Here is a 269-nt window from a genome sequence, read left to right on the forward strand (position 1 = left end):
CAACATTGCCATCCGGTGTGGTGCCGGAGAGATTGCAGACAAATTTTGTGCCTTTATATTTTCCCGCAACAACTTCGCCGGGACCGCTCCACTGGCCTTCAACATTACGGAAAAACACTTCATCCTTATCCGATGCGTGCGCAGATACAGTGCTGGCTGCAGAGGTAAAGAATAAGAGGCAGGCGGCAGTGGCGCGTAAGATCATAACAGAACTCTGTTCCGGATAATTAGAGGGCGGTTTATCAGTTTTCTGTATGATTTATCTTCGC

General features: G+C 48.3%; 1 pseudogene. It reads right to left on the bottom strand.

The features are described from left to right. Positions 1-202: pseudogene (locus HBA93_RS21330) on the bottom strand (hypothetical protein); the annotation flags it as partial. Positions 203-269: the final 67 nt, after the last annotated feature.

It is taken from the genome of Ochrobactrum sp. SFR4, from assembly GCF_019730395.1.
Classification (GTDB): domain Bacteria; phylum Pseudomonadota; class Alphaproteobacteria; order Rhizobiales; family Rhizobiaceae; genus Pseudochrobactrum.